A 22,956-nucleotide genomic window follows, 5' to 3' on the forward strand; every position below is an offset into this window, starting at 1 on the left:
TGAAACGACGACGACTGAGACGGCACTGATTCGATCACGGCGTCGGTTCGAAATACGCCCGTAACGCTGCCCCGAACTCCTCGAGCAACGCGCTCACGTCGGACCCGACCAGCACCTCGTACTCGTCCTCGAGCGCCGTCTCGACGTGAGCGCCGAGCCCGACGTCCAGCAGTCGGTCGCTCTCGAGGAACGAAATGGCGTCGGTGAAATCCCGGCCGCGTTCGACGACGTACCGGTCACCGTCGATGAACGGGCCGTACACCGTCTCGTCGTCTGCGTAGGCGTCGTGAAACCCCTCCGCGTGTCCCCTGACGTGAACCGGCGGCCCCTCGTGGCGCTCGACGGCCGGGCGCTCGGCGACGGCGAGTTCGACGAAGAGAACGGCGCTCGCGTCGGCGAACGTCTCGGCTCTGAGGACGTCGAACTCGCGACGGTCGAGACCGCTTACGACGCCGTCGAGGGACTTCTGGAGTTGGGGGTAGAGCTGATCGTCGACGAGAGCAGGGGCATCGAATCGGATCGCGATGGGTGTCGTCTCGCGTCGGTCGAGGTGGGCCGCGAGTTCGTCGGGCCCGAGTGGCTCCGGTTCGTCCGGTTCGAACAGATCGATTCGGGGCGACTCGAGCACCTCGCGCGCGTAGTGCTGGAATCGGGCGACGTTCGCCGCCGAGCACACCGCGGCGACGTTGCGTTCGGGATCGGTCGGGTCGATGACGACGAGCGGGTCGTCGAACGGGTAGTCGCCGTCCGCTCCATTCCGAGACGACGACGTCTCGCGCGCCCGCCCGTGATCTTCGGGATCGAGTTCGACGGGCGGGTGCCAGTCGGCCGCCGCCTCGAGCAGGGGCCGAAAGCCGCCGTACTCGACGACGAGCAACTCGGTCAAGTAGCCGCTGAATCCCTCCGTCCGGAGGTTCGACCCGTACGCGCCAATCGCCTTCAGAAATTGCTTGGCGAGACGAACGTCGTCGGCGGTCTCGCCGTCGAGTCGGGCCTCGAGATACCGGTTGTGAAAGGGCGTCCGGTCGACCGCCGAGCGAATGTCGGTGGCGGCCTCGAGTCGAAAACAGGGGACGACGTCCACGTCGAACCCGTCGTACTCGCCCGTAACGTAGGGGTGTTCGGCGTACTCCTCGTGGCCCTCCGGGAGCGTCTCGTGGCCGACCTCGAGGCCGTAAGTCTCGAGAGTTTCGCGGTCGAGCGACGGTGGAAAGCGGACGAAGACGTCGATGTCGCGGTCGCCGCTGATCCAGGTGTCGCGCGCCGTGGAGCCGACCTGGACGACGTCGGCGTCCGGACAGCGGTCGGTAGCCGCGGCGGTCGCTCGAGCGAGGAGTTCCTCGGCGGCCGCGTGCATGGTGGCTCGTTCGACGTCGTCGGGGCTGATTCGTTCCAGGACGCGCTCGGTGATGGCCTCGAGTGCAGCGGTCCTCGCGTCCGCGTCCTCGGGCGCCCCGTCGGCCCCGCTTTCGGGTTCGCCCTCCCCCGTGTCGTCGCTCATACGAGGGACGTACTCGAGCGACGGCCGAAAGGGTATCGAAGGACGACGCGCCTTCGCTGGAAAGTGACGGCGAGCGCGCGTGCGACAGCGGAGCGCGGGGACGAAGACGAGGACGAGTTCGAGTGCGAGGACAAGAGGGAAGTAAACCCGTGTGCGACGTGAACTCGGGGCACGACCCGGGGAAAAGCGAAAGCCCTATCAAATCGACCCGACAACCAGCAGATGCCCCAAGCCGAAGTAGCTCAGTTGGTAGAGCACCTCGCTGTTAACGAGGCGGTCCCAGGTTCGAGTCCTGGCTTCGGCGCCTTCTCTCGCACTCATACTCGCACTCGAGGAGCACCTACGCCGTGATTCGAGGACGCGATTGCGCTTCGCGAACGGCTATCGCAACACCGTTCTCGAGGAATGGCTATTAGTCCCCGCCCACCGGAGTGACGTCCATGTCGACACCCGCCGACAGACGAACGACCGACGACGACGGACACGACGTCATCGATCCGCTACACGTGGGAATCGTCACCGTCTCGTCCTCGAGAGCCGCGAGCGACGAGCCGGATCCAGACGACCCCGGCGGCGACACCATCCAGGAGTGCTTCGAGGCCGAGGGTCACGAGGTCCGAACCCGCGAGCTCGTTCGCGACGACTACGCGGCGATCCGGACGGCCGTCAGGAGTCTGGTTGTCCAGCCCGAAATCGACGTCGTGCTCACGACCGGCGGGACGGGCGTCACCGTCGACGACGTCTCCCCGGACGCGGCCTCGTCGCTCTTCGAACGCGACCTGCCCGGATTCGGCGAGCTGTTCCGGTCGCTCTCGTGGGACGAGGTCGGGACACGGGCGATGGCCTCTCGAGCGACGGCGGGAATCGCCGCGGACACGCCCGTGTTCTGTCTCCCGGGGAGTACGAACGCCTGCCGAACGGCCTGCGAGCAGTTGATCGTCCCCGAGGCGCCCCATCTCGCGGGACTGGCAACGAAACATCGCGCCGGGACGGGTACGCAGACGCTCGCGGATTTCGACGGGGAGTGAGGAGACGGTACTCGAAGCTCGAGGCGACCCCGGACAACAAGCGTTAATTAGCCTGCCCGTTTTCCCCCGATTGAAAGGGGCCCTTAGCTCAGTCTGGTTAGAGCGCTCGGCTCATAACCGAGTGGTCGATGGTTCGAATCCGTCAGGGCCCATCCAGAGACCACACGATTCCCAACCAACGTCTCTACAGGGGACAGCGCTTGTGTCTCGTCTGTGACCGTAACTAGCGATTGGCCCTCGAGTCGTCGCTAGATTCCCCGGAACCACCTGATGAGCCAGTCCGCTCAGACTTTGCTGCCGATCGGCAACTCGTCGACGCCGCGGATTATTCGTTCGCGCTCGCGTTTGGCTTCCTCCCAGTCGTCAACCAGCTGGCAACCGATTGCGCGCAGTTCCTCGTTGTCCAGTTGCTCGTCTTCGTCGCCCGGCAGTGTGTGGAGGAGTTCCTCGCCGTCGTGTCTTCTGCCGAACTTCCAGTTCTTCCCGCGGATGCAGGTCGTCGGGTTTCGGTTCCGCGTGACCACCCACGGCTCCGTCAGCGCTTCGTAGTCCCCACCCGCTGCCAGCGTCGAGACGAGTTCCGGAAGGCGCCGCAGAGAGAACGGTTCCGTCACGGTGTCGTTCGGCCCGTTCCCAACGACCAGCGGGACGCGAGCGAGTTCCTCGTGGGGATACCCGCCGTGGCCGTATCGTCCGTGTTCGCCGAAGAGTTCGCCGTGGTCCGCGTGAACGATGAGCAACGGATCGTCGTCCATCTCCTCGAGATCGGCTAAGAGCTGCGAGAGGAACGCGTCGGTGTGTCGCACGGTGTCCTCGTACGCGTCCAGAAGCGCCGAGCGGAACCGCTCGTCGAACCAGTCCGGCCGCCCGGCGTACATCCACATGTTCGCCAGGTACGTCATCAGTCGCGAGCGCGATCGATACTCGTCACCCGGAATGTACGGGAGGTGTGGGTCTACCAGAAACGCCCACGCGAAGTACGGGTCGTCCGCACTCTCGAGCCACGTGGTTATCTCGTCGTAGTAGTTCTCCCAGGACATGAACATGTCCTGTCCCTGCCACCAGTTGAGCGCCTGGACGAGCGCGTAGCGAGCGGAGTTTTCCGGCCGTCCGCCCTCGACGAGCCCCTTTGAGAGGTCTTCGTCCATGAAGTCCTCGAAGTAGTCGAATCCGGCATCGAACCCGAAGTGGCGCGAGGTCCACGGGTTTGCGGTGAATCCCGCGGTCTCGTAGCCGGCCGCCGACATCCGTTCGGCGAGCGTTCGCTGTGATCGGAGATGCGCTCGGATGTGCTCTCGCATCTGTGATTTGGTAATCTCGGTGCTACCCGGTCGCTCGACCGCGTGTTCGCCGGTCATGAACGTCGTCGCCGACTCGTGGGTCGCAGGCCCCGTAGCGATCGCGTTCTCGAACGCGAGACCGTCGTCCGCGAGGCGCTTCAACGTCGGCATCGTGTCCGACAGCTCGTCTGCGTAGCTACAGTAGTCGAGTCGAAGACTGTCGACCGTGACGAGTATGACGTTCCGTTGATCTCCCATTACTGTCGCTACGGTCTATGGTCTCCCCAATCAACGTTTGGTATTCTACGAAGTCGCTATGATGGCTTATACACCCGATAATAATACGCTTCGCGGTCCAACTCACGCTAATGAGTTCGGAACATGCCGCGCTAGAGCGCGACGAACGCGAGTCGATAACCCTTCCGTCGGGACTCGTCTCCAGGATCGAAGCTCGACTCCCCAGAAGCGACTTCGACTCGGCCGACGAGTACGTAGCGTTCGTCATGCGGGAAGTGCTCACTTCCGTCGAAGCCGAAACCGAGACGGACGACTACGAAGGGGCGGCTCAGGAGGAAGTCGAAGCGCGACTCGAGTCGCTAGGTTATCTCGAGTAGCGATCCGATCGCCGCTCGGTTTCGGTTACCCGATTCGCCCACTCGTTTGCGGGTGGCGCAACCATCGACAACCGGACAATTCTCGTTCGTCTGGAAGTATCGACACAGAAATGGCTCTCGAGAGAGACCAATGGAGTACGAATGAGAGAGATGTCGAGACGCGCGGCTTTGCTGGCCGGCGGGAGTGCACTCGCCATTGCGCTGACAGGGTGCCTGAGCGATGGAACGGACGAGTGGGAGACGGACGAAGCGATTCCAGTGACCGCCGCGACGATGTACAAAGGGCCGAATTGTAACTGTTGTGACGTCTACGCGGAGTATCTCGACGACTCACTCACGGCCGACCTGGAGACGGTCGTTTCCGACGACCTCGAGGCCTTCAAGGATGATCGCGGAATCGAACCCGGCCTTCGAAGCTGTCACACCCTCGAATTGGACGACTACCTCGTCGAAGGTCACGTTCCAGCCGAAACCATCGCCACGCTGTTCGAGGACGAACCCGATATCGCTGGAATCGCATTACCGGGAATGCCGTCCGGGTCGCCGGGGATGGGCGGGGAGAAAGACGGAACGTGGCCGGTGTACGAAATTCGGGTCGAAGGGGGCCGGGCAGTATATACAGAACTGTGAACGGCCAGGAATCCAGGCCCTTCGAACGAGTGCTGTAAATCGAGCAGTGACGTGATCGGTCGATTCCAGCGTCAGGACACGAACCAGGAGAACCAGACGATGGCAGGGACTCTCGAGCGGCACCCATCATTCCATTATCTCGAAGTCGCGACTGCCGCAGGAACACGCGTCTGTACCGATCGGGCGAATTCGTCCGCCCTCACAGACGATCGCCGCGTGGGAGGATCCACACTCGACGCAGATCGCGACCACTCTGTTCGACCCGTCTCCCCTTCGAGCCATAGCCTATCATACTCGGCCGCGCATATTCAAACCCCTTTATCAGGAATTCGAAAATCGGTCGGGGAGAACGGCAGCCTCGTCGGATACCGCGTCCAGGAACCTGCCGGGGACGACAGTCGCCTCGAGGAAGTGGCACGCGTACCGATCGCTGCTTCGCGTCGATTGCGTCGAACGTGAGTTCGATCACCCGACCGGGTCGAGTCCGACCATCCAGCCCATGACGCATATCACTCGTGTACGAGGATCGTTCGACTACCTGCTTTTCGACCGGCTCGACCAGTAGAGCGGGATCAGGAGGACGAGAAACACCGATCCCATCGCCGCGATCGAGATCCAGATGACGCCGATGATCTGTTCGTCGAGGTAGCCCGCAATCTCGAGCAACCAGAGGAGGCTGTAGACGGTGGTCACGATCACGATAGTGATGTAGACGCGGAGGAAGAGCCCAGCGGCGTGGTAGAGGGCCGTTTTCGAGGGGATGAGGGGAGTGTGCTGCATGGGTGTTAGAAGATGGCCCCGAACTCGGCGCCAAGGATGATCGTTCCGACGAGCGCGATCCCGACGGCGATCGTCGAGAGGACGAGTATCCACCACGCGAGCGGACTGAGTTCGTCGTGGAGACGGCGAAGTGCCATATGCCTGTTCTGCTGAGAGACGGCCGCATCGAATAATAAAATGAGCGGTTTGTTCAGCCGGTGAACGTGTTCGACGAACACAATCCGTGAGACTGGACGAACGGAACCCGTAGGTCCCACTCTCTGACGAATCGTCGACTGTCGATCGCAAATGATGGTCTTTTAACGTTAACCACAAGACAAAAATAAACGGGGTCGAAACGAGCGGTAGATACAGTGGAGGTGCTGACATGAGTGTGAGATCGAGGCAATCGGCGGGGCGCGAGACAGTGGCATGGACGGCGTCACCCGAGATTATCAGAAGTGGTAATTTCTGGATGAAACTTTTGATGGATGAGAGATTGGAGGGAGTCAATGGCTACTGAGGATGTCGACCAAACCGATCCGGGTGCGGTCACTGAGGGTGGTGACTCGGGATCGGCGTCGGGGTCGGATACGCAGACGACACACGAGCCGACTCGAGGCGCCGACGTTCGGGTCGGAGCGTACACGTGGGCCGATTTCATGACGGAGTACGGCTACGAGGACGAAATCTCGATTCTCTATCCCCACGGGGTGAGCGGCCCCGACGATCAGCTCGGGCTCGATACCGACGGCTCGACGGAGTCGACTGCGCCCTACGGCGCCGACTGGGAGCGCATCGAGTTCGATCCGGAGGCCCATCTGGGCTACGATCCGGACGAACTGCCGGACCTGATCGGCGAGGTATTTCAGCCGAACGGGGACCGTCTCCAGGACATCTTTCTCACCTACGTCGACCCCGAAACCACCCCGGTTCTGAAGGACTTCTACACCTGGGAGCACTACAAGTGGGAGTACTACTACGACGAGGACGGCAGTCGCCCCCGCGACGGGTCGGGCGAAATCGAGTCGTTCGACGAGGAGGAGGCACTCGGGTTCGATCCGGACGACATCCGTCGGAAGCTCCACCAGGGCGGGCAGGCCGCAATGGAACTCGACGACGTCATCGAGGAGCGGACGGTCAACGTCAGCGAGGACCTCGACGAAGACAAGTTCTTCTCGACGGAGATCGGCGACACGACGGTCGTCAACCGGTACGACCTCGAGAAGGCGGTTCCGTTCGCCAAGAAGCGCCACTACCGCGAGGTCGAGCGCTACTGGGTGAACAAACCCTACGCGTTCGTCATCATCTTCCACTCCGAGAAGGAAAACGAGAAGAAGTACTACGCCGTCGAGCCCCACCTGAATCCGATCGAAGAGGAGCTACGGGACTTCCTCGGCGGGAAGTTGCGGACGGCGATCAAGTACTCCGACGACGGGATCAAACACACCGCCGACCTGGACGGCCGCCGCGAGGTCATCGAGGAGGAAACCCGTCGGCTGCTGAAACGCTACGACCTGTTCGAGAAGTCGAGCGGGAAGACCACGAAGGGGATCATCGAATCCCTGCGAACGCTGCTCGAGGACGAGGACGAGACGCCGACGACGGCCGACCTCTACCTCGAGGGCACGGCGGCAAGGCCGGAGCCGGCGATTCTCGAGGACGACCCGGACACGCTGACCGAGTACCAGGTCGAGAAACTGCTCTACCTCCTGAAGCGAAACTTCCTCGGCTACGAGCGGATCGACCCGATCAAACACGACATCAACGTCGAGGACATCTCCTGTGACGGCTACAACTCGCCGGTGTTCGTCTACCACTCGGGGTACGAACAGGTCATCTCGAACATCTACCACGGCGAGAGCGAACTCGACGACTTCGTCGTCAAACTCGCCCAGCGCTCGGGCAAGGGGATCAGCAAGCGACTGCCCCAAGTCGACACCACCCTCCCCGACGGCTCGCGCGCCCAGTTGACCCTCGGCAAGGAGGTCTCCGACCACGGGACTAACTACACGATCCGGCAGTTCAAGGACGTCCCGTTCACCCCGGTCGACCTCATCAACTGGAACACGTTCAGTCTCGACGAGATGGCCTACCTATGGCTAGCCATCGAGAACCACAAGAGCCTGATCTTCGCCGGTGGGACGGCATCCGGGAAGACGACCAGCCTGAACGCGGTCTCGCTGTTCATCCCGAGCAATACGAAGATCGTCTCCATCGAGGACACCCGCGAGGTCGAACTCCCACAGCGAAACTGGATCGCCTCCGTCACCCGCCCGTCGTTCGCCGACGACGACCAGGGCGACGTCGACGAGTTCGACCTGCTGCGCGCCGCACTGCGCCAGCGCCCCGATTACCTCGTGATGGGCGAGATCCGGGGCGAGGAGGGGCGAACCCTGTTCCAGGTCATGTCCACGGGGCACACGACGTACACGACGTTCCACGCCGACTCCGTCGACGAGGTGCTCAAGCGGTTCACGACGGACCCGATCAACGTCTCGAAGACGATGTTCACGGCGCTGGACCTGGTCTCGATTCAGACCCAGACCCGGGTGCAGGGCCAGAAGGTACGTCGGAACAAATCGCTCACCGAGATCAACCACTACGAGGCCGAACACGACGAGATCAACGTTCAAGACGTCTACCAGTGGCAGGCCGAGACCGACGAGTACCTCAAGATGGGGGACTCGAACACCTTAGAGGAGATCAAGTTCGACCGCGGCTGGAACGACGAGAAGCTCCGGACAGAGCTGTTCAAGCGGCAAGTCATCCTCGCGTACCTGATCAAGAACGGCCTCAACACGTACTCGGAAGTGGCGGCGACCGTCCAGGCGTTCATCAACGACCAAGAGACCATCCTGACGCTGATCGCCAACAGCCAGCTCGAGAACAGCCTCGAGGATCTCCAGGAGATGGAGAGCGTCCTGATCGACGTCGACCCCGAGAAGGAGGAACTGGTGCCCCGGCCGGACTCGACTACCGAGACGTACAACCTCTCGACGGACATCCTCGAGCGGGCCGAGGAGTCGCTCTTCGAGGAGTACCGGGGACAGGTCCCGAGCGGCCTCGCGAGCGCGCTCGGCGACGTCGAACAGGCGGACCCGATCGAGGTCGACCGGGCCGACGTCGACGACTTCGACTTCGGCGGCGAGGTCGACGAGGACGTCTCGGACGACGAGTGGGACCTCGGCGACGGCTCGACCGAGTTCGCCTTCGACTCGGGCGATGGCCCCGCGTGGCTGAACGACGACGGGGACTTCGCCACTGCCGACGCGAGCGACGGAACGGCGGCGGAAGCGTCGTCGACACCCGCCGATTCGACGAGCGAGGCGCCGACGGCTTCGGCGTCCGCGCCGGAACTCGAGGCCGGGCCGGCGGAGACATCGACGGCTGTGCCGGACGAATCGACGTCCAGCCGATCTACCGACGAGGTTCAGCCGGCGACCGGGTCCGACGAGACGGCGAGCGAGGCGAGTCAGCCGGCACCCGACTCCGGTCCCGAGGACGGCGAGGAAGTGACGGCTCAGCAGGCAGACTCAGGGACGGCCGCGGCTGCCGATCACGATACGTCAGGAAAACCGAGCTCCGCGGCCGGGACGTCCGCCGAAGCCGATGCGTCAGCTGCGACCGATACGTCCACTACGACTGACACATCCGCCACGGCTGAGACGTCAACCACGGCCGATTCGTCAGCTACAGCCGATACGTCCGTCACGAGCAGCACTTCGACGGCGACTCCCCCGGAGACGGCCGACGAGGGAGACGGCACCCTCGAGGGACTGTTCTCCGACATGGGGTCGACGCTCGAACGCCTCGAGGAGGGGCCGAGCACGGAGACACGGACGGAAACGCACTCCAAGCCGGGTCCCGACACGTCGGGATTCGACGCGATGTTCCCGGACCGGGATCTGGACTCGATATTCGGGTCCGGCCCGGTGGCCGACGACGTCGACAGCTCGAGCAACGACGCTGGTTCCGATGCTGACGGCTCGAGCGACGACACTCCGGCGGAAGCCCCCCAGGGGTCGATCTTCGACGAGGACGACGGGTCGATCTTCGACGACGAGAATCAGACCACCGGCGCTGGCGCGGGTGACGGCCCCGCCGACTCGAGTACCGGAACGGATACCGTCGACTCGAACGATGGGAACGGCTCGATCTTCGGTGACGACGGTGGCGATTCGATATTCTCGGACGATGACGACGACGCCAGCGACGGGATCGACGGAAGCGTGTCGGGCTCGATATTCTCCGAGGACGGAGACGACGAGGCGGCTGACGACGACGCGGAGGCAGACGACGCATGAGCCTCCAGTCGAGCGACGGACCGGGCGGCATCGCGAGCAGTTCCGACCTTCTCGGCGAGATGTTCTACCCGCTCTACGACTGGCTGTTCAGTGAGGACAGCCAGTTCGTCTCCGACCTCGAGACGAAACTCGCCCAGGCCCGGATGACCGACACCGTCGAGATGTACCTCTCGCGGTCGCTCGGCATCGGGTTCATCGCCGGCCTCGTGCTCTGGCTCATGGGGCTGATGCTGGGGTACGGCCTGTTCGCGACCGGAGTGATCCAGGTCGATACGATCATCGGATTCCCCGTCAGCAGCGAGACGGTCCTCTCGATCATCGAAACGCTGCGGATTCCGGCACTGATCGTCACGACGGGCCTGTTCTTCGGGAGCCTCGGGTTCGCCTTCGGCTTCGGGACACTCGTCGCGATTCCGTACTCGCGCGCGTCGACGCGCAAGCGCGAGATCAACATGCTCCTGACGGACGCGGTCTCCTACATGTACGCCCTCTCGGTCGGCGGACTGAACCAGCTCGAGATCCTCGAGGCGATGGCCGAGGCCGACGACACCTACGGCGAGGTCTCGAAAGAGTTCCAGAGCATCGTCCAGGAAACCGAGTACTTCGACGTCGATTACCGGACGGCCATCCGAAAGCAGGCGATCGAGACCCCGAGCGACGACCTCTCGCAGTTCCTCACCGACATGCTCTCGATCGTCAACAGCGGCGGCGACATGGAGAGCTTCCTCGAGGACAAGAAAGAAAAGCACATGCGAACTGCCAAACAGGAGCAGGAACTCACCCTCGAGACGCTCGAGCTGTTCGGCGAGATGTACATGACGCTCTCGTTGTTTCCGCTCCTGTTGATCATCATCCTGGTGATCATGCAGATGGTGCCGGACGCGGCCGTCAATCCCAACCTGCTGTTCATGTCTGTGTACGGACTGATTCCGCTCACGGGCGTGGCCTTCATCGTCCTCGTTTCGACGGTCAAACACGACGAGCCCGGCGACGGCTACCTCGGAACATCGAGTGGAGACAGCCGGATTAAGCACGAGCAGGACCGCGGCCTCCTCAACCTGGGCCTCGTCGAACAGTACACCGGCGCCCACCGCGTCTTCGACCGGATCAAGAACCGTGAGGGTACCCACGAGACCGTCAAGGTTCTGCAGGCACCGCACCTCTTCTTCCGGGACAACCCACTGTTCACGCTCGCACTGACCGTGCCGGCCGCCCTCGTCGTCGTGACGACGGCGATGGTCAACGGGAGCGCACCGACCTCGTGGGAAGGGATGAAAGCACGGCCCGTCTGGGGTACGTTCATCTACCTCTACGCGCCGCTTTACATCACGATGGTCCCGCTCTCGGTCTTCCGGGAGTGGAACGTCATCTCGCGAAACGCCGTCGTCAAGACGCTCTCGGAAGACTTACGCAAACTCGCGAGCGCGAACGACACCGGCCTCACGCTCCTCGAGTCGCTCAAGTCCGTCTCCGAAACGACCTCGGGGCGGCTGGCTCGCGAACTCGAATTGATGCACACCAAGGTCAACTACGGGATGAGCCTCTCGGAGGCGCTCGTCGAGTTCAACAACAAGTACCACATTCCGCGGCTGGCCCGGACGGTCAAGCTTATCACGAAGTCCCAGGAGGCGTCGAACCAGATTTCGGCGGTGTTGCGAACGGCCGCCCGCTCGAGCGAGAATCACGACGACATCGAACGGGAGCGAAAGTCCCGGACGCGGATGCAGGTCGTCATCATCATCATGACGTTCATGACGCTACTCGCGGTGATCGCCATCCTCCAGACCCAGTTCATCGGGACGATGGCGGGCCTCGAGACGGGCGGCAGCGACGTCGACGCCGGGGCGAACAGCCAGCTCGCGGACGCCAACTTCAGCGAGAACGTCGACATCGATCAGCTGTCGCTGCTGTTCTTCCACGCGGTAACCTTACAAGCCGTCCTCTCGGGGTTCATCAGCGGCTACATCCGCGACGCCGACCTGCTGAGCGGGTTGAAGTACGTGATCATCCTCTCGACGATCGCCCTGGTCGCCTGGGCGCTGGTGGCCTGAGATGACGCGCCGACGCCCCCGCACCGTCTCGGTCTCGATTCCACGCGACTCGAGAGGCCAGACCACCCAGGACTTCGCGGTCGGCATCGGGGTGTTCCTGCTCGCGGTCGCGTTCGTGTTCTCGTTCGTCCCGTCGCTGATTACGCCGTTTTCGGCGTCGACGGCGCCGGAGTCGGCCCAGGCCGACCGGATCGCCGGCGAGATTGTCACAGAGTACTCGAGCGGAGAACCGAACGACCTCGATCTGGCGGCGCTCGAGGACGCCGATTCCGACGACCTCGAGAAACTGGGGCTCCGAAACACCGGATCGGTTCGGATCGACCGGATCAACGTGACAATCGTGAACGCCACTCGAGATTCCCAGTTTGGGGTCGGGGACGAGTACCGGGGCCAGTCGGCGGGTAGTGCGACACGAATCGTGTCGGTGACCAATCCTCCAGCAGGATATGACGAAGACGACATCAACTGTGACCCCGCCTGTCGACTCGTCGTGAGGGTGTGGTAATATGATACGGAATACACCAAACTCGAGGACGACCGATCGCGGCCAGGCGTACACGCTCGAGGGGTTCATCGCGGCGTTCATCTTGCTGATCGCGGTGCTGTTCGCAGTGCAGTCGGTGGTCATCACCCCGTCTTCGGGCGGAGCGGTCGACCGAACGGCCCAGGCACAGCAACAGCAGCAAGTCCAGGACGCGCTGATCGTCGCCCAGCAGGAGAACGACCTCTCGAGGATGCTCCGGAACGTCGAACTCGACGGGGACGACTTCGAAGAGTTCCACAACCAGTCGAGTGGCGTCCAGGGCGTCTATTCGACGGCAACGTTCGCCAACGAGTCGACCCTGGGAGCGATCCTGAATCAGCACCTCGACGCCGGCCAGAGTTACAACGTCGAGGTACACTACCAAGAGCGCGGGGACGAAGCCGAAGATCAGAATCAGAACCCTATCATGCTCGTCAACCAGGGCCCGCCCTCGAGCACGGCCGTGACGGCGAGTTACACGGTCGTCTTGCACGCGAATCAGCCGATCACGTCCGACGAAGATGGGACACTCGGTGACATCGGTGAGGCTGACGGCTATATATCGGACCTCGAGAAAGACAGCGGCCTCTACAACGTTGTCGAAGTCCGGGTGATCGTATGGTAATGGCGCCCGAGACGAGCGACCTAGACCGCGGCCAGCTCGTCCTCATCTCCGCGGTCACCATCGCGTTCATCCTCCTCGGCGTCGTCGTCGTGTTCAACGGCGTCCTCTACACGCAGACGCTCTCCTCGAGTGCGTCGGGTCAGACCGTGTCGGACGCCGAGCGGACGGCGGTAGAGGTGATCCAGGGTGTACAGACGATCGCCGAGCAGCGAGACGAGGTGGCCGTCGATCCGGACGAAGACGACAGCGGCCCGTTCATCGACGGCATCGATACATTCCTGGTCCAGTATCAAAACCAGGCGACGACGAATCGGCCGGTGGTCGTCTCGAGCGATCCGTCGCCAGTGAGTGGAACGTACGCGATCGCGAATCTTTCTGCCGGGCGAACCGTGTCGGACGCCGACATCTACGGGGTGGCGCTCACGCTCGAGAGAGGCGACCTCGACGACGACGTCACCGTCAAACTGTCCGAAAGCACAGAGGTCACGATATCGGAGAACGACGGCACCCTCGAGATCGAGCAGGGAGACGACCGCTGTGCGATCGAATTCGACGAAGAGCCGGCGACGATCGACTTCGTCACGGGAACGGTCCACGGCGCAGAACGGACGACGTGTTCGGCGAGCAAACTCCCGCCGACCATGGACGGCGAACTCGTCGTCACGTCCGAGAATACGGAAGGCGTTCAGCTTGAAGTGCTTATAGACGACGAGAGTTCGCTGGAGGGGTCGGAGCACGAAGAAAGCGCCGTCGTCGCTATCGAGGTCGGCCTCGAGTACGCCACGAACGACCTCACGCATTCTCGAACGCTCGAGGTGTCGATGCCACTGGGGGTGTCCGACTCGTGATTGGACCCGAGTCGAACGACCGCGGCGTCTCCATCGCCATCACCCACGTCCTCACCCTCGGCATCACCACCGTGCTGGTCGCCGGACTCCTCATCTCCGCCGGGACGCTTCTCGAGTCCCAGACCGACCGCAGCGCCCAGCAATCGCTCGAGACGATTGGCGAACGACTCGCGGGCGAAATCTCGAAGGTCGACCGGCTGGCAACGGAGGACGGGACGACCGAGTTGACCGTCGACCACCCGTCGATGGTCGCCTCGAATCGCTACACGATCACGTTACTGGATAACGAAACGTGTGCGGAGGAACCGTTACTCACAGACGCGACGAACTGCATGCGACTGAGCGCACAGAGCGCGGACGTAGACGTCTACGTGCCAGTGACCGCCCCCGTCGACGATGGGAGTTCGATATCGGGTGGCACCATCCGGATTGTCCACGACGGCGACAAAGTCACACTCGAGCGTGATCGCTGATGTTCGATCGTACCATAACTCACGATTGCGAGGACCGCGCCGTCTCCGAGGTCCTGGCGTTCATCCTCGTGTTCACCATCATCATCGGCTCGGTGACGATGGTGTCGGTCTTCGGGATGCAATCGCTGACGAGCTACCAAGAGGGCGAGCAGTTGCGCAACGCCGAACGGGCGATGGACGCCCTGAGCGACAACTTCAACGACGTGGTCCGATACGACGGCGTGACGGCTCGAGCGGGCGAACTCAACCTTCGCGGTGGATCGGTGTCGACGGCGCACAAGGGGACGGAGTTGACGGTTTTCGTCAACGACAGTACCAACGTCATTAATCGGACAGACGTGACGACCGGTGGCCTCGTCTACGAAGCCGGCAGCGGCACCGACACCATCGCCTACGAGGGCAGCGCCATCTTCCGCGGCGACCACACCGGGAACGTCGCCCTCGAGGAACCCATGCTCCGCTGTCGGGACGACACCGCCGTCATCTCCCTGCTCGTCATCGACGCCGAACCACGGACCCTCCAGAGCAGCGAGATCAACCAACTTCGGCTCACAGAGAACACGTCGAAGACGACCCGACGGACCTACACCGGAGTCGACGAGGTGACGGTCGACGTCGGCAACTCCGAATATAAGATGGCTTGGGAACGAACGCTTGAGGAGCGTGGGTTCGACGGAGAATGCACGTTCAGCGGCGGTGACGGCCGCGTCACGATTCACGTCGTCTACGCGGACCTCGAGTACTGATCGTCACGCCACCTCGAGTACTGCTCACTCCCAGTCGCCGGTCAACATCACCCGATACCCCGCTCGAGCGCCGAGTGCTTCGACTCGGTCGGCGTGGTCGGTCGGGGAACCCGCGGTATTGAGGTGGTAGCCGTTCGAGAGTTGCCGACTCCGCGGGAGACGTGTTGCACCGTCCTGGCCGACGAGAACCGGGCGGTCAAGGGTGCCGTCGGTGTCAGGGGTCTCTGGTTCCGATTCGGGCCACGGAACGCGGACGCCCGAGAGCCCCCGCTCGAGGAGGAACTCGGCGGCGTGGACGAGCGCTCCCGTCGACGAACCGTGGCCGATAGCGCCGATCGAGCCGTGGTCGGCGAAGAATCGCGCGACGTACTCGCCGTCCTCACTGTCGCTGGCGTCGCCGTCCCCGCTGCCACCGTCGCTGGCGTCACTATCGCCGTCTTCACCATCATCGTCACCATCGACGACGCTGGAGGCCTCGTCGGAGTCACTCGAGGTGCCAGCGTCGACTCGAGCCGATGAGTCGGTCGGCTGATCGGAGGGTGAATCGGTCGGCCGATCGTGGGTCGAATCCGTCGACTCACCGTGCGACGAAGAGCGCGACTGCGAGTCACCTCGCTCGTCGGAAGCGGCCAGGAACCGGTCGCGGTACTGAACGCGTTCTCGAGTCGACTCCTCGGCGGACTTGCTCTCGTCCTCGCTATTGCCCTCGCCTTCGAACGTCGGCACCCCGTCGTCGGCGTTCCCTGACGCGGACGCAGTGGCGGTCCCCGAGAACGAACCGACCAGGTGTTCGAGCAGTCGATCGACGGCCGCCTCGAGTTCGTCGGTGTAGGCCGACCCGGTGACCGCCTCGAGGTCGTCGACGAGCGTCTCTCGCACCGCCGTGCGCTCGACGGCCAGCCGACGAGCGACGGGCGCTCTGGAGTGGCGCCCAAGACGCCGCTCGAGCGCCCGTCGCTGGTAGTGCTCGAGCAGCGGCTCGAGCGTCTCCCGGCGGCGAAGGTCGCAGCGGTGGGTGTCGATCGAGTTCGTTCCGGCGAGCAACACCGCCTCGCGGCCGTTAGTGTAGATCGCTCGATCGACCCCGGTTTCGGCGAGGCACGTCCCGAGCGCTGAGAGGCGATCGCTCGAGGGAAACGCGCTCGCCGAGTCGACGGCCACGAACAGTGCGGGGGTCGCCTCGATCGAACAGACGTACTCGAGTGTGGTTCCCGCCACCGAGACGTTCCGCCGGCAGTCCTGGATGGTGTCCCAGCCGAGGGCGCTCAACAGCATGTCGACGATCGGCGTCGTTTCGGTCAGTGTCTCCGGCGGCGCGGCTTCACACAGGAGCCGTGTCCGGGTAACGAACGTCTCGAGAGAATGGGGAGGCATGTGCGCTCAGTGGGGAATACTCGGGTAGATATCCCGGGCTGACAACTTAAACGACACTGTTCGTCGAAGACCTGTTCTCAGTCGTGATAATCACGGGAGAGGATTTATTGTGGGTGATAGCTGTCTATGACCGTATGTTAGGTCCGGTCCGAAAAGTCATTCCCAAATTCATCAGACGCCGATACGCACTCAAGTTCGCTATAGTGCTTCTCGTCATCGGTCTGTCTGTGGGTGCAATGGGGTATCTAGGGACGAATCAAATCGCGAGTGAAGTACAGTCGCAGGTGCAGAACGATTCCGCAGAGTTGGCACAGCAAGAGGCTCGGAACGTCGACAAGTGGAATCAACTGAACATACAGGAACACCAGTCACTGGAGTCCTCGGTGGGAACGGGCGAACAGGTACGGCTGGTCGCCGCCCGGAATTCCATCTCAGGCGGCCATAGCGTCCACTACGTCAACCTAAACGACAACGTGACGAACAGTACGGTTGATGCGCTTCACGGAAAGGCACCGGCAGAGATTGCCCAGGAGCACAAGACCGAGGACGGTGGGATTGCCTGGGCAGCAGAGCTGGGCAGAATCGAACCCAACTACGAGAGCAACCGCGATACGCTGCAATCAGGCGGACAGGTATTCGGAGAGCCGGTTTCGAACTTCGACACCAACGTCGCGGTCGTGCCACACGTTTCGACCGACGGGACGCCGGTGTTGAGCTACGTTTCGAGCGTTGACGGGAAAAACGAGTTCCTGGTAGTGTCGCTCGAGATGAGCGCGTACGCAGAGGAGATGATCCACACCGAAAACGAGGGTCGAATCTCGTTCATCGTCAGGGAGACTGGCGACGGCGCCCAGGTCGTCATGGACCCGAGCGAAAACGCCTACTTCGAGGACTACTCGACGAAAGATATCAACTTCAGTGCAGTCGGAACCGAGGGCGAGCACTTCTCGACCGAGGAGCCAAACGACGCACTGGCGTCCGCCGTTGGCGGCGATTACGGAAACGAACCGTACATCGGCGCGACGGCTCGTGTCACTGAGGGCAGTCCGTTCCTCGTCGTCGTCCACACGCCCGAATCCGAGGCGTTCGGCTTCGTGCAGGACGTTCAGCAGTACGGTATCTACGCCTCCATCGGTGGCATCCTGTTCGTGATGCTCATCGGCGGCGTCATCGGGCGCAACACCTCGCGCTCGATCGACCGACTCACGACGAAAGCCGAGCGGATGGAAGAAGGCGACCTCGACGTCGAGTTCGAGACCCAGCGCGTCGACAGCATCGGTCGGCTCTACGCCGGATTCGCCAACATGCGCGACTCGCTGAAAAACCAGATCCAGAACGCTCAGAATGCCCGCGAGGAAGCCGAACAGGCCCGCGCGGAGACCGAGGCGATCAACCGCCACCTCGAGGCGAAAGCCGACGAGTACCGCGCGGTCATGCAAGAGACCGCCGAAGGTGACCTCACTGCCCGGATGGACGCCGACACAGACAACGAGGCGATGGAAGACATCGCCCTCGAGTTCAACGCGATGGTCGCCGAACTCGAAGAGACCACCGCCGGCGTCAAAGCCTTCGCGACGGACGTCGCGACCGCCAGCGAGCAGGTCACCGCCTCGAGCGAGGAAGTTCGCTCCGCCAGCGAACAGGTCACCGAATCCGTCCAGGAGATTTCCGACGGCGCCGAGCGCCAGAACCAGAGCCTCCAGTCGGTCAACCACGAGATGAACGGCCTCTCGACGACGATCGAACAGATCGCGGCCTCCTCGAACCAGGTGGCCGACATCGCCGAACGTACCGCCCAGACGGGCAAACGTGGGCGCGATGCCGCCCAGGACGCTATCGAGGGGATGGCCGAGATCGAATCTGAGTCCCAGTCCGCAGTCGAGGAGATCGAACGACTCGAGGCGGAGATGGAACAGATCGACGAACTCATCGAGTTCATCACCGAGGTCGCCGAGCAGACCAACATGCTGGCGCTGAACGCCAACATCGAGGCCGCTCGCTCGGGCGACTCCGGCGAGGGATTCTCCGTGGTCGCTGGCGAGGTCAAAGAACTGGCCGAGGAGACGAAGACCGCGGCCGAAGACATCGAGGAGCGACTCGAGGCGATCCAGAACCAGACCGAGCAGACGGCGACCGAGGTGCAGTTGACCAGCGACCGGGTGGCCGAACACACCGACTCGGTACAGCGGGCGGCCACTGCGCTGGACGAGATCGCCGACTACGCCGGCGAGACCAACGTGGGCGTCCAAGAGATTTCGGCGGCGAGTGAAGAACAGGCGGCGTCGACCCAGGAAGTTGTCTCGATGGTCGACGAGGCGGCGACCATCTCCGAGGAGACAACCGCCGAGAGCGAGAACGTCGCTGCTGCGGCCGAAGAGCAGACCACGGCCCTGACCGAGGTCTCTCGCAGCGCGAGCGACCTTGCGAACCAGGCGGCACAGCTCTCGGAGGCGCTCGACCGGTTCGACACCGAGATTGGACCGGGCCAGGTGGTCGACGCCGAGACGGCGGTCCCTGTCGCGGGGACTGACGACCCGACACCGCTTCCCGAGACCGGATCGGAACCATCGCTCGAGGACGAATCGACATCTGAACCGGTCGACGATGCGTCCGAGTCCCTCGAAGACCAGCGAGTCGACGCCGACGAAACTGACGACGTCGAACGAGCGGACGACACTGCGTCGGGCGAGGGCCAGGGCGATGACGACCCGTCGGACGTCTTCACCTTTGGCGGGGAGAACTAGCGGAACGTCACGTTCGAGGCCCCGCTCCAGTGCCGTGGCGATACGCTCGAACACCGCGGCGATGCGGTCGGACCATTGATAGAGCTATTGTAGTGTTTGGAATTGTTCAGTGAACAGGAGCCTGGTGGCCGTGTGTCTGGGAGCGATACCAGAACGACCGCCAGATCGGCCTCCCTCGTCATCGACGACGTCGAGGCGTTCGTCGAGACGAACACGTCAGTCCGGACGTTGCTTCGGTAGCCAGCTCGACACCGGAAGAGGTCAGTTGGTCGACTCGGAGTTCATCGAGATCCCCACCGGGCCCTCTCGCTGGTAGATCCGAAGTCTGCCGTCGGTAATCGCGAACGCGGACTTGAGCGTCGGCGGGATCGTCTCTGCCTTGCCGATGACGAGGTAGCCGTCGGCCCGAAGCGATCGGGCGATGGTCTCGAGCATCGACTGCTTGTACGCGTTGTCGATGTAGATAAACAGATTCCGGCAGATTACGAGGTCGAATCCTGACTTCGCCTCGCCGTTGATGAGGTCGTGTCGATCGAACGTGATCGGCCGGGCGACGGACTCGCGCACCCGGTAGGTCTCGTTCGACGGGTCGTGGTCGACGTACCGATGGTAGTCGTTCAAAAACTCGAGCTGGTCGCCAAGGTCGACCGTCCTGGATTCGGTGTACGTCCGTTCGCGCGCGGTCTCGAGGGCCGGCTCGCTGATGTCGGTCGCAAGGATGTGGATCGACGATTCGTCGATCTGGTCGTCGTCGTGGGCGAGCATCGACAGCGAGTACGGTTCGCGGCCGTCGGCACACGCGGCGCTCCAGATGTGGACGCTCTCGTGGCGCTCGGTCAGCGTCCGGAGCACGTCGCGGATCCCCTCCCAGACGTCAGGGTTACGAAAGAAGCCGGTGACATTGATGCTCAGCGAGTCGAGCAGCGCCCGTTGCTCGTCCGCCTCCGACCGCAGCAATTCGAAGTACTCCTCGTAGCTGTCACTGCCGGTTCGGCGCATCCGCGAGGAGACCCGCCGGTCGAGGTAACTCGTGTTGTAGTGGCTCGTCGCGAAAGCCAGCTCCGCCTCGACGTACTCGAGGAGGCGTTCGAACGCCGGGTCGGTGCTCACAACTCGGTCACTCCGTGCTCACCGTTGGCCGTCCGAACGATAAGTGCACCGGTTCCGGGAGTGAATTCAACCGTCCGACCGTGTTTTCCGCCGACATCTTCGGCGATCAAGGGGACGCCGAGTTTCTCGAGTTCGATCTTCGCGGCGTAGACGTTTCGCTGGCCGACGCCGTCGCCGAAGCTCTCGAACTGGAACATGTCGCTCCCGCCGGCGATCTTGGCCTCGACGGAGGTGTAGCTGGCACCGCGTTCGACCATCCGCCGCAGGAGGGCTCGGATGGCCGTGTCAGCGTACTTACCGGGCTTGACGTCGCTATTGTCGGCGGTGTCACCGTCCGGGAGCATAACGTGCGCGAGACCGCCGATGTCGGAGTCCGGATCGTACAGCGCGACGGCGAGACACGAACCCAGTCCGTAGGATTTCAGCGTGTCCTCGCCCTCGCTGACGACGAGTTCAGAGATACCGACCTGCACCGGTTCGGGGACCCCCGGTTCGGTTCCGTACGTCTTCATTCTACGTCTCCGAATTCGGCCGTCGTCGGCGTCTCCTCGATGCGGTCGACGTCGAGGTCGTTCAGTGCACGTTCCAGGTCTCGCTCGTCGGGGATGGCGTAGATGTCACAGTCGAACTCGCGCCCGTCGGCCATCACCTGGGTATCGAAGACGAACGCGAACTCCTGGTTCTCGCCCAGCTGGATGATGACAGGGTCGACGGCGGCGGCGCCGATGTCGTGGATGAACTCCGGCGGCGAGTGATCGATCGTCGTGTCGAGGACGTTCGCCCAGCCGTCGAGGAAGCCACTGGCCATGATGTTCCCGAGTTCCGTGATGGCGCTTCGTTCCATCTCGCCGAATCCCTCCTCGTCGTCGGTCTCCATCGGCACCATCGCGTCGACGATCTCGTGTGCGGACTCCTCGTCGAACAGGAACAGGAGGTACCCACTCGGCGTACCGTCGAACTCGAAGGCAACCCCGACGAGGCGCTCGTTCGGGACGGACGCGGGAATAGCCTCGAGCGAGACGAAGTTCAGGCGTCGAATCTCGACGCTCGTCTCGATGCCGGTGAGCGTCGTCGCCGTCTTCGCCACCTCCTCGGCGCCCTGCTCGGCCATCCGGTCGAAGCCGTCGAGCTTGTCGTACTCGATCCCGTCGCTGGTGCGCAGTCGCTCGAGCAGGCTCGCCATGGAGTCGCGAGCGGGGAACAGGTAGTGGCTGAAACTGAGTTCGGTGCCGACGGCGTTGATGTGACTCTGGAAGAGCAGGGCCATGTCACCCTTGCCAGGAGCCTCGTCGATGTCGCCGAAGAAGGGCTCGGCGGTCGCCCCCTCGATGAACTGCGGCGTCGAGACGTCGATCACGGTCTCGAGGACGTCGGCCCAGCCGTCGATGAACCCGCTGTTCATCACCTGCCCGACCTCGGTGGCGGCGCTCACGCTCATCTCGTCGAACTCCTCGACGTCGGCCTCGGCGATCAGCATCTCGACGATGCGGAGCGCGCTGTTGCGATCGAAGACGACGACCGAGTGGCCGTCGAGGCCGCCGCTGAGTCTGACGCGAATCCCGACCTTCTCGGTGCCGTCCTCGAAGTCGTGGCGAATCTCCTCGCCGCGCATGAAGTTGAGCTTCGTGACGCCGACTTGCGTCTCGACGCCGGTCATCTTCGTCAGCCGACCGGCCGCCAGCCCGGCGCCTTCTCGGGCCATCCGGTAGAACGTGCCGAGAGCGTTGACGTCGAGTTTCATGCGGGGTGCACGTCAATGCCGTTGACCATCTCGACGAACTCCTCGAGCTCCGGGAAGGCGTAGATTTCCGCCTCGATCTGATAGCTCGGCACCGAGAGATCGGAGTCGAAGAAGAGCGCGAGGTCGTCCCCGCCGAGCCCGGCCGTTCGAACGACGATGTCGCCGGCCGGCGCGTAGACGAGTTGTGGGGCGGCGATGTCGATCGCGCGCCCGAGCACGTCGGCCCAGCCGTCGATGAACCCGCTGGCCATCATGTTGCCCATCTCCTCGACGGCGCTTCGGGCCATCTTCCCGGAGACGTTCGACATGTCGTCGACGACGTCGCGAAGCATGATCGCGGTGATCTTCTTCGCACTCGCCTCGGGAAAGAGGATGAGGATGTGTCCGTGGGGCGGGTCGAGCAACCGAACCCGGACGCCGACGCGCTTGCCTGGCTCGAGCTGGCTCTGGATGTCATCGACGTCGATGAAGTTCGTCTTCGTGACCTCCATCTGGGCGTCTTCGCCAGTTAGTTTGCTCATGTTGTCGGCGACGCCGTTCGTTCCGACCTTCGCCATTTCGTTGATAAAGCTCAGCTTCCGAATGTCGACCATCATCGTCAT

Annotated in this window: 20 protein-coding genes and 2 tRNA genes; 13 read left to right on the forward strand and 9 right to left on the reverse strand. The window is 63.1% G+C overall.

Annotated features, from left to right (window positions below):
* Positions 1-34 precede the first annotated feature (34 nt).
* Positions 35-1,501: a CCA tRNA nucleotidyltransferase gene (gene cca / locus NGM29_RS01840; protein ID WP_254158563.1), complete on the reverse strand. Its 1,467-nt coding sequence runs from the start codon at positions 1,499-1,501 to the stop codon at positions 35-37.
* A 231-nt stretch (positions 1,502-1,732) separates the two neighbouring features.
* Here cca and NGM29_RS01845 point away from each other — a divergent pair.
* From NGM29_RS01845 to NGM29_RS01855, 3 genes are all read left to right on the forward strand, one after another.
* Positions 1,733-1,805 (forward strand) — tRNA-Asn (locus NGM29_RS01845).
* Between the two features lie 136 nt (positions 1,806-1,941).
* Positions 1,942-2,529, forward strand: a complete 588-nt coding sequence (locus NGM29_RS01850) for a MogA/MoaB family molybdenum cofactor biosynthesis protein (RefSeq protein ID WP_254158564.1) — start codon at positions 1,942-1,944, stop codon at positions 2,527-2,529.
* A 77-nt stretch (positions 2,530-2,606) separates the two neighbouring features.
* Positions 2,607-2,681 (forward strand) — tRNA-Ile (locus NGM29_RS01855).
* 132 nt (positions 2,682-2,813) lie between these two features.
* Here the strand turns inward: NGM29_RS01855 and NGM29_RS01860 are convergent.
* Positions 2,814-4,067, reverse strand: coding sequence for a sulfatase (locus NGM29_RS01860; protein ID WP_254158565.1), 1,254 nt, complete (start codon positions 4,065-4,067; stop codon positions 2,814-2,816).
* A 110-nt stretch (positions 4,068-4,177) separates the two neighbouring features.
* Here NGM29_RS01860 and NGM29_RS01865 point away from each other — a divergent pair, with 110 nt between their 5' ends.
* Both NGM29_RS01865 and NGM29_RS01870 read left to right on the forward strand, forming a co-directional pair.
* The gene (locus tag NGM29_RS01865) at positions 4,178-4,423 is read left to right on the forward strand and encodes a hypothetical protein (RefSeq protein ID WP_254158566.1); all 246 of its coding nucleotides are present in this window, start codon (positions 4,178-4,180) and stop codon (positions 4,421-4,423) included.
* Between the two features lie 150 nt (positions 4,424-4,573).
* Positions 4,574-5,053: a DUF411 domain-containing protein gene (locus NGM29_RS01870; protein ID WP_254158567.1), complete on the forward strand. Its 480-nt coding sequence runs from the start codon at positions 4,574-4,576 to the stop codon at positions 5,051-5,053.
* 534 nt (positions 5,054-5,587) lie between these two features.
* Here the strand turns inward: NGM29_RS01870 and NGM29_RS01875 are convergent.
* Entirely contained in the window at positions 5,588-5,833 is a 246-nt protein-coding gene (locus tag NGM29_RS01875; protein WP_254158568.1) for a hypothetical protein, read from the reverse strand.
* Positions 5,834-5,838: 5 nt separating this feature from the next.
* Entirely contained in the window at positions 5,839-5,970 is a 132-nt protein-coding gene (locus NGM29_RS21110; RefSeq protein WP_256548179.1) for a hypothetical protein, read from the reverse strand.
* Between the two features lie 354 nt (positions 5,971-6,324).
* Here NGM29_RS21110 and NGM29_RS01880 point away from each other — a divergent pair, with 354 nt between their 5' ends.
* The 7 genes from NGM29_RS01880 to NGM29_RS01910 are packed head-to-tail and all read left to right on the forward strand — an operon-like array spanning position 6,325 to position 15,385.
* Positions 6,325-10,119, forward strand: coding sequence for an ATPase, T2SS/T4P/T4SS family (locus NGM29_RS01880; RefSeq protein WP_254158569.1), 3,795 nt, complete (start codon positions 6,325-6,327; stop codon positions 10,117-10,119).
* The gene (locus NGM29_RS01885) at positions 10,116-12,170 is read left to right on the forward strand and encodes a type II secretion system F family protein (RefSeq protein ID WP_254158570.1); all 2,055 of its coding nucleotides are present in this window, start codon (positions 10,116-10,118) and stop codon (positions 12,168-12,170) included. The genes NGM29_RS01880 and NGM29_RS01885 overlap by 4 nt, the downstream gene beginning before the upstream one ends.
* Before the next feature lies 1 nt (position 12,171).
* The gene (locus tag NGM29_RS01890; RefSeq protein ID WP_254158571.1) at positions 12,172-12,675 is read left to right on the forward strand and encodes a DUF7287 family protein; all 504 of its coding nucleotides are present in this window, start codon (positions 12,172-12,174) and stop codon (positions 12,673-12,675) included.
* Position 12,676: 1 nt separating this feature from the next.
* Positions 12,677-13,318 (forward strand): DUF7288 family protein, encoded by a 642-nt coding sequence (locus tag NGM29_RS01895; protein WP_254158572.1) that lies wholly within the window; start codon positions 12,677-12,679, stop codon positions 13,316-13,318.
* Entirely contained in the window at positions 13,318-14,166 is an 849-nt protein-coding gene (locus NGM29_RS01900) for a DUF7261 family protein (protein WP_254158573.1), read from the forward strand. Before NGM29_RS01895 ends, NGM29_RS01900 begins: the two co-directional genes overlap by 1 nt.
* Positions 14,163-14,639, forward strand: a complete 477-nt coding sequence (locus tag NGM29_RS01905) for a DUF7266 family protein (RefSeq protein WP_254158574.1) — start codon at positions 14,163-14,165, stop codon at positions 14,637-14,639. Before NGM29_RS01900 ends, NGM29_RS01905 begins: the two co-directional genes overlap by 4 nt.
* Positions 14,639-15,385, forward strand: a complete 747-nt coding sequence (locus NGM29_RS01910; RefSeq protein ID WP_254158575.1) for a DUF7289 family protein — start codon at positions 14,639-14,641, stop codon at positions 15,383-15,385. Before NGM29_RS01905 ends, NGM29_RS01910 begins: the two co-directional genes overlap by 1 nt.
* A 24-nt stretch (positions 15,386-15,409) precedes the next feature.
* On the opposite strand, the gene NGM29_RS01915 is transcribed toward NGM29_RS01910, so the two are convergent.
* Positions 15,410-16,759: an MSCRAMM family adhesin SdrC gene (locus tag NGM29_RS01915; protein ID WP_254158576.1), complete on the reverse strand. Its 1,350-nt coding sequence runs from the start codon at positions 16,757-16,759 to the stop codon at positions 15,410-15,412.
* A 284-nt stretch (positions 16,760-17,043) separates the two neighbouring features.
* Between NGM29_RS01915 and NGM29_RS01920 the strand changes: the two genes are divergently transcribed.
* Positions 17,044-19,503, forward strand: a complete 2,460-nt coding sequence (locus NGM29_RS01920; RefSeq protein ID WP_254158577.1) for a methyl-accepting chemotaxis protein — start codon at positions 17,044-17,046, stop codon at positions 19,501-19,503.
* 261 nt (positions 19,504-19,764) lie between these two features.
* On the opposite strand, the gene NGM29_RS01925 is transcribed toward NGM29_RS01920, so the two are convergent.
* From NGM29_RS01925 to NGM29_RS01940, 4 genes are read right to left on the reverse strand one after another with little or no spacing between them, the layout of a single operon-like run.
* Positions 19,765-20,613 carry a CheR family methyltransferase gene (locus NGM29_RS01925; protein WP_254158578.1) on the reverse strand — a complete coding sequence of 283 codons (849 nt, stop codon included), beginning with the start codon at positions 20,611-20,613 and terminating at the stop codon, positions 19,765-19,767.
* Positions 20,610-21,125, reverse strand: a complete 516-nt coding sequence (locus NGM29_RS01930; protein ID WP_254158579.1) for a chemotaxis protein CheD — start codon at positions 21,123-21,125, stop codon at positions 20,610-20,612. The genes NGM29_RS01925 and NGM29_RS01930 overlap by 4 nt, the downstream gene beginning before the upstream one ends.
* Positions 21,122-22,354 (reverse strand): chemotaxis protein CheC, encoded by a 1,233-nt coding sequence (locus NGM29_RS01935; protein ID WP_254158580.1) that lies wholly within the window; start codon positions 22,352-22,354, stop codon positions 21,122-21,124. Before NGM29_RS01935 ends, NGM29_RS01930 begins: the two co-directional genes overlap by 4 nt.
* Complete coding sequence (locus NGM29_RS01940; protein ID WP_253430985.1) at positions 22,351-22,956, reverse strand: chemotaxis protein CheC; 606 nt, start codon at positions 22,954-22,956, stop codon at positions 22,351-22,353. The genes NGM29_RS01935 and NGM29_RS01940 overlap by 4 nt, the downstream gene beginning before the upstream one ends.

The organism is Natronosalvus rutilus (assembly GCF_024204665.1).
Taxonomy (GTDB): domain Archaea; phylum Halobacteriota; class Halobacteria; order Halobacteriales; family Natrialbaceae; genus Natronosalvus; species Natronosalvus rutilus.